We start from the raw sequence: 11,121 nt of genomic DNA on the forward strand, positions 1-11,121 counted from the left end.
GCCGGAATGGCCGGCCGGAACAGGAAAGCCGAGAGGATAGAATGACCACTTTTTCACCCCGGGAAATTGTCTCGGAACTGGACCGCCACATCATCGGCCAGCATGATGCGAAACGTGCGGTCGCGATCGCACTGCGCAACCGCTGGCGTCGCCAGCAACTCGATGAGAGCCTGCGCGATGAAGTGATGCCCAAGAATATTCTGATGATCGGGCCGACCGGTGTCGGCAAGACGGAGATTTCCCGTCGTCTTGCAAAGTTGGCCGGCGCCCCGTTCATCAAGGTCGAGGCGACCAAGTTCACCGAAGTCGGTTATGTCGGCCGCGATGTCGAACAGATCATCCGCGATCTCGTGGAAATCGGTATCGGGCTCGTGCGTGAAAAGAAGCGCGCCGAAGTGCAGGCCAAGGCGCATGCTAGCGCTGAAGAACGGGTACTCGATGCGCTTGTCGGTACGACCGCGTCGCCCGGCACTCGCGAAAGCTTCCGCAAAAAGCTGCGTGATGGCGAGTTGGACGACAAGGAAATCGATATCGAGGTTGCCGATAGCGGATCGGGCATGCCCGGTTTCGAAATTCCCGGCATGCCGGGCGCCAATATCGGCGTCCTCAACCTGTCGGAAATGTTCGGCAAGGCCATGGGCGGACGCACCAAGAAAGTGCGCACCACGGTCTCGAAATCTTATACCGATCTCGTCCGCGATGAATCCGACAAGCTGCTCGACAATGAAATGATCCAGCGCGAAGCGGTGAAGTCGGTGGAAAATGACGGCATCGTCTTCCTCGACGAGATCGACAAGATCGCGGCGCGCGATGGCGGCATGGGTGCCGGTGTTTCGCGTGAAGGCGTGCAGCGTGACCTCCTGCCGCTTGTCGAAGGCACGACGGTTTCGACGAAATACGGCCCCGTCAAAACCGATCACGTCCTGTTCATCGCGTCAGGCGCGTTCCATGTGGCAAAGCCATCCGATCTTTTGCCGGAGCTTCAGGGTCGCCTGCCGATCCGTGTCGAGCTGAAGCCGCTGACCAAGGAGGATTTCCGCCGGATCCTTACCGAGACGGAAGCAAGCCTCATCCGCCAGTACAAGGCGCTGATGGCGACGGAAGAACTCGACCTTGATTTCACCGATGATGCGATTGACGCTTTGGCCGATGTGGCCGTTCATCTCAATTCTTCGGTTGAGAATATCGGTGCGCGTCGCCTGCAGACGGTGATGGAGCGGGTTCTGGACGAGATTTCGTTCAACGCGCCGGATCGCGGTGGGTCTGCCATCAAGATCGATCAGGAATACGTCAAAAAACATGTCGGCGATCTGGCCGCCGATACGGACTTGTCGCGTTATATTCTCTGAAGACTTCAGGGAAAACGAAAGAAGAGTGCGGCCATATTTGCCGCACTCTTTTATTTTATCTGCCTCATCTCGCATTCAGCCCGCATTTTGTTTATGGGAAGGGCTGCATTCCGGTTGGAACCGCTTTCGTGGAATGGTCTGGTTTTCCTCTTTCGCAGGGAAGCCGCAGGCTTGAGAAAAGGCATTCGCTCGTGCGCAAAACTCTTCTGGCATTTGCCGCTGCTTTGACGTTCACCGTCGTCTCGTCTTCTTACGTCGAGGCCGCAACGGTCGTTCCGCCGGGCAATCGCAATGCCGAACAGCCCGGTGTCCCCGGTGCTTCCGCGCGCAGGACGAAGGCGTCCAACAGCTCTTTCGAACGTAAATATCAGAAGGTGATCGACCTTTTGTCCTCCGACAAGGCGCTGATCGCCAAGATCAAGTCGACGGCCGGGCGCTACGGTATCGATCCGATCCATATGATCGGCGCCATCGTCGGCGAGCATACTTATAATGTCGATGCCTATGACCGGTTGCAATCCTACTATGTCAAAGCCGCCTCCTATGCCGGCAGCAGCTTCCGTTTCGGCTATAAGGACGAAACCATCGCGCAGTTTCTGACGCGCTCGCAATTTACTAAATGTCAGTCGAAGAAGGATTCCTACGGCCTTTGGAACTGTCGGGAAGATGTCTGGGACGACGGCTTCCGTGGCAGGACGGTCGATGGCGTCGCCTATCCGAACAACCGTTTCAGCGCCGTATTTTTCCAGCCCTTCTATGCCGGTCAGACCTTCGGTCTTGGCCAGATCAACCCGCTGACGGCGCTGATGTTGTCCGATATGGTGTCGAAAACATCGGGCTATGACAGGTTGGACGAGAACGACGCCACAGCCGTTTATACGGCGATCATGGACCCTGATCGTTCGCTGGCCTTTATGGCCGCCTCCATCCGCAAGTCGATCGACGATTACAGATCGATTGCCGACATGGATATTTCGAAAAATCCGGGCGTGACCTCCACGCTTTATAATGTTGGCGGCTCACAGCAGCGCGCGGCCGCTCTCGCCCAGAAGAACCGCCAGCGCGCCGTAGGCGGCGAGCAGCCCCTGATGCCGGAGGAAAACTACTACGGCTGGCTGGTGAATGACCGCATCAAGGACTTGCAGGCGCTTTTGTAGAAAAAGACGACTATCGGCCGCATTGTTTCCAAAATGGAAATAATATTTGGCTGCATGCCGCAATTGACGAGCGCCCTCTTCAACGTCCAATCTGGACGCGTAGAATAGAGGAGGCGCATGTGAGCCGCACGAATAAATTCGGTCTTTCCATCGATGACAAGCTTTATGCTTTTTTGACGGATGAAGTGCTGCCGGGCACGGGTCTGGACAGCGAGGCTTTCTTCGAAGGCTTCTCGGCCATCGTCCACGAGCTTTCTCCGAAGAACCGTGAATTGCTGGCAAAGCGCGATGCGCTGCAGGAAAAACTGGATGGCTGGTACCGACAGAACGGCGCTCCGGTGGATTTTGCTGTCTATGAGGGCTTTCTGAAGGAAATCGGTTACCTGCTGCCGGAAGGCCCCGGCTTCCAGGTGGAAACCGGCAATGTCGATCCGGAAATTGCTGCCGTCGCCGGCCCGCAACTCGTTGTTCCGGTCATGAACGCGCGTTATGCGCTGAATGCCGCCAATGCCCGTTGGGGTTCGCTTTACGACGCGCTTTATGGCACCGATGCCATCTCCGACGCCGATGGTGCGGAAAAGGGCAGGGGCTACAATCCGAAGCGCGGCGAAAAGGTCATCATCTGGGCGCGCAACTTCCTCGATGAATCGGCACCGCTCGAAACGGCAGGCTGGTCCGATGTGTCAGGCTTCAAGATCGTTGACGGCCTGTTGCAGCTTGCAATCGGCGACGCCACGACGGGGTTGAAGGACGCCGCACAATTCAAGGGCTTTACCGGTGAGGCGGAAAAGCCGGCAACGATTCTGCTCGGCAGGAATGGTTTGCACACCGAAATCGTCATCGATCCGTCGACGGAAATCGGCAAGGGCGACAAGGCGGGCATCTCCGATGTCATTCTCGAATCCGCGCTGACAACCATCATGGATTGTGAGGATTCGGTCGCTGCCGTCGATGCGGAAGACAAGGTTCTGGTTTACGGCAACTGGCTTGGCCTGATGCGCGGCGATCTGACAGAGGAGGTTGCGAAGGGTGGCAAGACCTTCACCCGCAGGCTGAACCCGGATCGTTATTATACCGCGCCCGATGGTTCGGCGCTCACTTTGCCGGGCCGTTCGTTGATGCTGGTGCGCAATGTCGGTCATCTCATGACCAATCCGGCAATCCTCGACAGGGATGGCCGCGAGGTTCCGGAAGGCATCATGGATGCTGTCGTCACTGCACTGATCGCGCTTTACGACGTCGGCCCGTCCGGGCGGCTGCAGAATTCCCGCGCCGGCTCCATGTATGTCGTCAAGCCGAAAATGCACGGCCCGGAAGAGGTCGCTTTCGCCAACGAGATATTCTCGCGCGTCGAAAACCTCATCGGTATGACGCCTAATACCATGAAGATGGGCATCATGGATGAGGAACGCCGCACCACGGTCAACCTCAAGGAAAGTATCCGCGCTGCGAAGGATCGCGTTGTCTTCATCAACACCGGCTTCCTCGACCGCACGGGCGACGAAATCCACACCTCGATGGAAGCGGGGCCGATGATCCGCAAGGGCGATATGAAACAGGCCGCCTGGATTACGGCTTACGAGAACTGGAACGTTGATATTGGTCTGGAATGCGGCCTTTCCGGCCACGCGCAGATCGGCAAGGGCATGTGGGCCATGCCGGACCTGATGGCGGCGATGCTGGAGCAGAAGATCGCGCATCCGAAAGCGGGCGCCAACACCGCCTGGGTGCCATCGCCGACGGCGGCGACGCTCCATGCCACACATTATCACAAGGTCGATGTCGCAGCGGTTCAGGAAGGCTTGAAAAGCCGAGGTCGCGCGAAGCTTTCCGATATTCTGTCGGTGCCGGTCGCGCCGCGTCCCAACTGGACGCCGGAGGAAATCCAGCGCGAACTCGACAATAATGCGCAGGGCATTCTGGGATATGTCGTGCGCTGGGTCGATCAGGGTGTCGGTTGCTCCAAGGTGCCTGACATCAACAATGTCGGACTGATGGAAGATCGCGCGACGCTGCGCATCTCCGCACAGCACATGGCGAACTGGCTGCGCCATGGCGTGGTGACGGAAGGGCAGATCGTTGAGACAATGAAGCGCATGGCTGCCGTGGTCGACGGGCAGAATGCCGGCGATCCAGCCTATCTGCCGATGGCGTCCGATTTTGAAGGATCGATCGCATTTCAGGCGGCTGTCGAGCTTGTGCTGAAGGGCCGCGAACAGCCGAATGGCTACACCGAACCGGTCCTGCACCGCCGCCGTCTGGAACTGAAGGCGAAGCAGTCAGCCTGAAACCGAGCCAGGCGTTTAGATAAATAAAAAAGCCGCCGGGAAATTCCACGGCGGCTTTTTCTTTGTCTTCTATCTGATCTTATTGGATCACGACGACCTTGGAGCTGCGGCCCGGGCGGACACGGCTGTAAAGATCCATGACATCCTGGTTGATCATGCGGATGCAGCCGGAAGAGGCGGCGGTGCCGATCGAAGCCCATTCGGGCGAACCATGGATACGGAACAGCGTATCCTGTCCCTTTTCGTTAAAGAGATACATGGCGCGCGCGCCGAGCGGGTTGGACAGGCCGGGGCCCATGCCTGCCTCGACATATTTCGCGACTTCGGGCTTGCGGTCCGCCATTTCCTTCGGCGGATGCCACATCGGCCATTCCTGCTTCCAGGCAACATAGGCTTCACCGGCCCAGGCAAAACCTGCCTTGCCGACGCCGATGCCGTACCGGACGGCGCGGTTGCCGGACAGGATGTAATAAAGGTAACGATCGCGCGTATTGACGATGATCGTGCCGGGACGTTCGTTCGTCTGGAACTCAACGATCTGGCGACGGAACTTCTCGTTTACGCGATTGATCGGAATGGCCGGCAGCGCATAGCCCGCATCGGTCACGGGACCGTATACGTCATTGAAAATCTGGACGGTTTCGACCTTCGCCGGAACGGGGTCGGCAACCGGCACTGACGCCGCGATCTTGCCGGATGTCGGGCGAGTTGATTGGGAGGTGGTTTCAGCGCAGCCGGCCAGAGCCAGTGCTGCCGTCAGACCAAGTGCGGTCAATGAAGTACGGATGCGCATGTTGTTCTCGCGGAAAATTCGCCAAATTGTGCGAAGGAGTAGGCTTAATTGGATAAATCGGTTATTTTCCATTCAGCCGCTCTTGGCAAGCCGTTGCGCCGCCGCGAGACGGTCGCGCATTTAAAATTACCGGTTGATTGCCTTTTTGCAACAATAGGCCAAACGCTTCAGCAGCCTTTATCCATGACTATTCTTTCCGTTACCAACAATAATCCCTTAATAGACGGTCGCCAGTCGGACAAGGCGATGCTGGTACGTCGCGGCGTTCAGGTCCTTTTGCACGAGATGCGTCATTCGGTGCTGCCGGAACTGCCGCTTGCGAGCGGACGAAGGGCGGATCTCATCAGCCTGTCGGTCAAGGGGGAGATCTGGATCATCGAAATCAAATCTTCGATCGAGGATTTTCGTGTCGATCGCAAATGGCCGGAATACCGATTGCATTGCGACCGGCTGTTTTTCGCCACCCATCCGGAAGTGCCGACCGATATCTTTCCGGAAGAGTGCGGATTGATCCTTTCGGATGGATATGGTGCCCATATGCTTCGCGATGCGCCGGAGCATAAATTGCCGCCGGCGACCCGCAAATCGGTGATGCTGGATTTCTCGAGAACCGCTGCAACCCGGTTGATGCTGGCGGAATGGACGACCGGGCGCAGCTTCGGAGAGTGATTACTTCGGTGCGCGCTTGGCGAGAATGCGCTGCAAGGTGCGCCGGTGCATGTTGAGACGGCGGGCGGTCTCTGAGACGTTGCGTTCGCACATTTCATAAACGCGCTGAATATGCTCCCACCGCACCCGGTCGGCTGACATGGGGTTCTCAGGGACTTCGGTCTTTTCGCCCTTGCGCTGCGTCAGGGCATTAAAGACATCGTCCGCATCGGCGGGTTTGGCCAGATAATCCAGCGCTCCAAGCTTCACGGCGGTAACGGCGGTTGCGATGTTGCCATAACCGGTCAGAACGACGATCTGCGTATCGTCCCGGTTCTGCCTGATGGCTTCGATTACTTCCAGTCCGTTGCCATCGGCAAGCCGCAGATCGACCACCGCATATTTAGGCGGTGCGGCCTTGGAGCGGGCAATACCATCGCTGACCGTCTCGGCAGTGTCGACGGCAAAGCCGCGCGTTTCCATTGCCCGGGCAAGCCGGCGCAGAAACGGGCCGTCATCATCGACGATCAGCAGAGATTTGTCGGGTCCGATGGGGTCGATATCGTCCGCAGCTGCGCTGGTGGTTGGGGTCTGGTCTTCTGTCTTCATGTTTCCGGCCTTCCGGCAACTTCGTCGGCTTTGTTTCTTCTTCTTATCGCCGCTTCAACGTGGATGGTAAAGTCAACGGTTTCTTTTATCGTCCATAAGCGCGCGAGGCCAGATGATTGTGACCCGCGCCCCGGTTTTGCTGGAGCCGCGATTTTCGAAGGTAACGGCGGCGCCGGATCGCTCAAGCAGTGTCTTGGCGATAAAAAGGCCAAGTCCCAGCCCGCCCGCCCGGGTGTCGTTGTGCCGTTCCGTCACATAGGGCTCACCGATACGGGCAAGCACGTCATGGGCATAACCCGGCCCATCATCCTCGATGAGGACCGCGACATTCTGCGAATCATGCTCCACCGTCACCGTCACCTTCTCCCGCGCATAGTCCACGCCGTTTTCGATGAGGTTGCCCAGTCCGTAGATGATGCCGGCGTTGCGAATGCCGACCGGTTCGTCGGCCCGGTTGCTCTTTTCCACGAGCTCAAGGCGAATGCCGAATTCCCGGTGCGGCGCCATCACCTCCTCGATCAGCGAAGACAGCGGCAGGCGGCGCATATGTTCCTCATTATCGGCGGAAAGGGATGTGAGGCGGCGCAGAATATCGCGGCACCTTTCACTCTGGCTGCGCAGCAGCGCTATGTCTTCGCCATATTTTTCATCATTTCCGAGTTCCCGCTCCATTTCCTTGGCGACAACGCTGATGGTCGCAAGCGGCGTGCCGAGCTCATGCGCTGCGGCGGCTGCCAGCCCATCCAGCTGCGAGAGGTGTTTTTCCCGCTCCAGCACCAGTTCGGTTGCAGCCAGCGCGTCCGCCAGCTGATTGGCCTCATGCGAAACGCGATAGGCATAAAAGGCCGCAAAGGATGTGGTGGCGATGATCGCGACCCAGGTACCGACATGCAGCAGAAGCTGGATCGGCAAGACCTCGCCGGGATACCAGGGAACCGGAAACGGCGAAAAGGCGATCGCAGTCGAGCAGATGACGGCAAAAGCAAGAAGAATAAGCGAATGCCGCAGCGGCTGCGAGGCAAACGCGATGATGACCTGCACGCAGATCAGCGGCGCGAAAGGATTGGAAAGGCCGCCGGTAATATAGATCAGCGCCGTCAATTGCAGCAGGTCGAAGGCCAGCAGCAATGTCGCTTCCCAGGGTTCCAGGCGATAGGTGGAGGGAAAGCGGGCGGTGAGAAACAGGTTGGCAAGCGCCAGCGCCGCAATCAGCAGGCCGCAGGCCAGCAGCGGCAGGGGGAAGTTCAGCCCGAAAGCAACGAAAAGGATCGTCGCTGTCTGTCCAGCAACCGCCAGCCAACGCAGCCAGACAATCGTCTGCAGCCTTATTCTGCGGCTGGCGCGGCCAAGCCTTGTGGTTTCGATCGGATGACCAGCCACCTTCGTCTCCTTTACCCTATTCATCGTCTTCACGTCCCGCGCGGTTTCGCGCGGCTGGTCGGCAGGGCCGCTGCCGGGTCCTCCGGCCATGGATGGCGCGGATAACGCCCACGCATATCCGCCCGCACATCTTTCCACGACCCCGCCCAGAAACCCGGAAGATCGCGAGTGGTCTGTATCGGCCTGTGTGCGGGCGAGGTCAATTCCAGCAGTAGCGGCAAGCGCCCCTGCGCGATCGCGGGGTGCGACGTCAGCCCGAAAAGTTCCTGCACGCGAATGGAAAGGGTCGGTTCGCTGGCGTCGTAGCGGATTGGATGCCGCTGGCCCGTCGGCGCCTCGAAATGTGTCGGCGCTAGTCTTCCGAGGTCTCGCGCCACCTCGTGTGGCACGAGAGACATAATCCCTTCGGAAAGGCTGCCGGGTCGAATGTCCTGCAGGCTACGCGCACCGTGTTGGAAAGGAACGAACCAATCTTCAAGTCGCGAAAGCAATGCCGTATCGCTGACGTCGGGCCATGGTTCACCGATGCTCGCGTTCAGAAAACCGATCCGGTCGCGCAGCTGCTGGGTTTCTTTCGAAAAGGGCAGAATGCCGATGCCGAATTCCTGAATGCCATTGGCCAGCGCCTGTGCGGCCTTTTCGCCTTCCGGGCGGGGCAGGGGCGTTTCATCGAGGATGATGGCGCCGAGGCGCGTGACCCGGCGCGCACGTGCCTGGCCGCTTGCCTTATCAAAGAGCAACTGGTCCTGCTGAACGATAAGGTGTGGCATCCGCTCTTCTATATCGGCCCTGTCGATGCCTGCTGCCGCAAGGATGCGCGGCTGCGCCGCTCGCCCGGTAATGTCGGCCACGACAAGCATCCTGCTCGCCGCCAGCCGCTCGGTCTCGGCAAGTTCGGCACCCCGGCCATTCGCCATCACATAACGGCCGCGTGCTCCGCGCTGAAGCGCGATCCTGTCCGGATAGGCGTGCAGCAGCAGGGGGCCGGCTTCGCTTGGCAATTCGGCTGCCGTCTTTATATCGCCAATCGCGTCGAACAGCCTTGATGCCAGCTTGCGCGCCGCCTGCGCCCTTTCGCTCCTGCCGGAAACAAAACGCCGTAGCCGTTCATCAAGATCGAGATCGTTTCCGCCCAGCCCCTGTTCCGTCAGCATGACGGCGAGCATCGCCGCCTTTTTCCCCGCACCCTCGCTTGCCGCTGCAATCACCATCGCCGCCAGCCGTGGCGGTAGTGAAAGGCCGCGCATCAGGCGACCGCGCTGTGTCAGTGCGCCACTTTCATCGAGAGCGCCGAGATTTTTGAGAAGCGCCACCGATTCCTTGAGCGCTGCTTCAGGCGGCGTGTCCAGAAAGGCAAGCATGGAAGGGTCGTGAACACCCCAATGGGCGAGATCCAGCGCAAGGCCGGAAAGATCATTCGCCAGAATTTGCGGTGGCGTAAAGGCATTAAGCGCCGCCGTCTGTCCTGGATGCCACAGGCGGATTGCAACGCCGGGTTCCGTTCGCCCCGCACGGCCCGCCCGCTGATCTGCGGAAGCGCGCGATACCCGCACGGTCTCCAGCCTCGTTATTCCCGTTGCCGGTTCGAACACGGGTAGTCGCTGCAACCCGCTGTCAATCACCACACGCACACCGTCGATGGTGATCGAGGTTTCCGCAATGGAGGTAGCAAGCACGATCTTGCGTCGCCCGGCCGTCGCCGGCTTGATCGCTGCGTCCTGCTCCTTTTGTGACAGGTTACCGTAAAGCGGGATGACGTCCGTATCATTGGAAAAGCGCCCCTCCAGCCGTGCGGCCGTGCGGGTGATTTCCGCCTGCCCCGGCAGGAAAGCAAGGATGGAACCTGTTTCCGCCGCATGGGCTTCGATAATTGCCTTGGTGACTTTCTCTTCAACCGGCGCGCCCTGCCAGCGATCCTCATAGCGGATATCGATTGGGAATGTGCGGCCGAGGCTCTGAACCACTGGCGCGTCGCGCATCAGCGTGCTGATGCGGTCCACATCAAGGGTGGCGGACATAACGAGGATACGCAGATCGTCTCGCAATCCATCCTGAACGTCGAGTGCCAGAGCCAGACCGAAATCGCCGTCGAGTGAGCGTTCATGAAACTCGTCGAAAATCACAGCCGAAACGCCGGCAAGTTCCGGATCGTCCAGAACCATTCGAGCAAACACCCCTTCGGTCACCACTTCTATCCGGGTTTTCGAAGAAATACGATTGTCAAGCCGCATGCGGTAGCCGACCGTTTCTCCTACGCTTTCATGTAACAGATCAGCCATGCGCCCGGCCGCGGCCCGCGCGGCAAGCCGGCGCGGTTCAAGAAGAATGATCTTGCCGTCACCTCGCCATTCCTGCCGCAGCAGGTGAAGCGGGACCAGTGTCGTCTTGCCTGCGCCGGGAGGAGCCGAAAGAACCGCGCGCTTCGCGCCTGCCAGCGCATCGGCAATATCGCCAAGAACGTCGCTGACGGGAAGCTCGGGCAAGTCGTTCTTTATTGGGGCTGGTGTTCTGGTCATGCGAAGAGGCCTGCGGCATTGGGTTGGTATATGAGCGTCTTCATGCCGTTCTAAAGCACGACCCGGCGCTTGGACAGCGGACTATGAGGGTTTCGTCAATGCGCTTCTGGCAAAAGCAAGATCGCTCGCGCCCTATCTCGCATGGGAGATGGAAGGGTCACATCGTGTGCTTGATGAAAACGGCGAAAGATTCCGCCTTTCCGGCGTCTTGTGGTGCTTTTTGTTAAAGTGGTTAGTGATTTCAGTTAGTTAGCAAAAATGTCAGTTTTTTGACGATGGGTGTGTTGACTTGTTTGAGGTGATGGATTTATAAGTCCGCTCACTGAACGAGGGCGGCGGCGCTGCTGGCGACGACGACTTTCGTTCTAAAGAAATCAAGTT

Annotated in this window: 8 protein-coding genes; 4 read left to right on the top strand and 4 right to left on the bottom strand. The window is 58.8% G+C overall.

The features are described from left to right. Positions 1 to 41 precede the first annotated feature (41 nt). From hslU to PL640_RS16450, 3 genes are all read left to right on the top strand, one after another. Positions 42 to 1,349 (top strand): ATP-dependent protease ATPase subunit HslU, encoded by a 1,308-nt coding sequence (gene hslU, locus PL640_RS16440; RefSeq protein WP_142842095.1) that lies wholly within the window; start codon positions 42 to 44, stop codon positions 1,347 to 1,349. Between the two features lie 191 nt (positions 1,350 to 1,540). Then, on the top strand, positions 1,541 to 2,506 hold the full coding sequence (locus PL640_RS16445) for a DUF1402 family protein (protein ID WP_271362649.1): 966 nt from the start codon (positions 1,541 to 1,543) through the stop codon (positions 2,504 to 2,506). Positions 2,507 to 2,625: 119 nt separating this feature from the next. Further along, on the top strand, positions 2,626 to 4,794 hold the full coding sequence (locus PL640_RS16450; protein WP_271362650.1) for a malate synthase G: 2,169 nt from the start codon (positions 2,626 to 2,628) through the stop codon (positions 4,792 to 4,794). Positions 4,795 to 4,873: 79 nt separating this feature from the next. Here the strand turns inward: PL640_RS16450 and PL640_RS16455 are convergent, their stop codons facing one another. Beyond that, entirely contained in the window at positions 4,874 to 5,587 is a 714-nt protein-coding gene (locus PL640_RS16455) for a L,D-transpeptidase (RefSeq protein WP_046799744.1), read from the bottom strand. A gap of 183 nt (positions 5,588 to 5,770) precedes the next feature. Between PL640_RS16455 and PL640_RS16460 the strand changes: the two genes are divergently transcribed. Continuing rightward, positions 5,771 to 6,256: an MmcB family DNA repair protein gene (locus PL640_RS16460; RefSeq protein ID WP_004444350.1), complete on the top strand. Its 486-nt coding sequence runs from the start codon at positions 5,771 to 5,773 to the stop codon at positions 6,254 to 6,256. Here the strand turns inward: PL640_RS16460 and PL640_RS16465 are convergent, their stop codons facing one another. The 3 genes from PL640_RS16465 to hrpB form a co-directional block, all read right to left on the bottom strand. Further along, a complete protein-coding gene (locus PL640_RS16465; protein WP_271362651.1) occupies positions 6,257 to 6,844 on the bottom strand; it encodes an ActR/PrrA/RegA family redox response regulator transcription factor in 588 nt (195 codons plus the stop codon). It lies immediately after the preceding gene. 72 nt (positions 6,845 to 6,916) lie between these two features. Continuing rightward, positions 6,917 to 8,224 (bottom strand): two-component system sensor histidine kinase ActS, encoded by a 1,308-nt coding sequence (gene actS / locus PL640_RS16470; RefSeq protein WP_142842367.1) that lies wholly within the window; start codon positions 8,222 to 8,224, stop codon positions 6,917 to 6,919. Between the two features lie 29 nt (positions 8,225 to 8,253). Further along, positions 8,254 to 10,740 (bottom strand): ATP-dependent helicase HrpB, encoded by a 2,487-nt coding sequence (gene hrpB / locus PL640_RS16475; RefSeq protein WP_271362652.1) that lies wholly within the window; start codon positions 10,738 to 10,740, stop codon positions 8,254 to 8,256. Positions 10,741 to 11,121: the final 381 nt, after the last annotated feature.

The organism is Agrobacterium sp. ST15.16.024, from assembly GCF_027956545.1.
In the GTDB taxonomy this organism is placed as follows: Bacteria; Pseudomonadota; Alphaproteobacteria; order Rhizobiales; family Rhizobiaceae; genus Agrobacterium; species Agrobacterium cucumeris.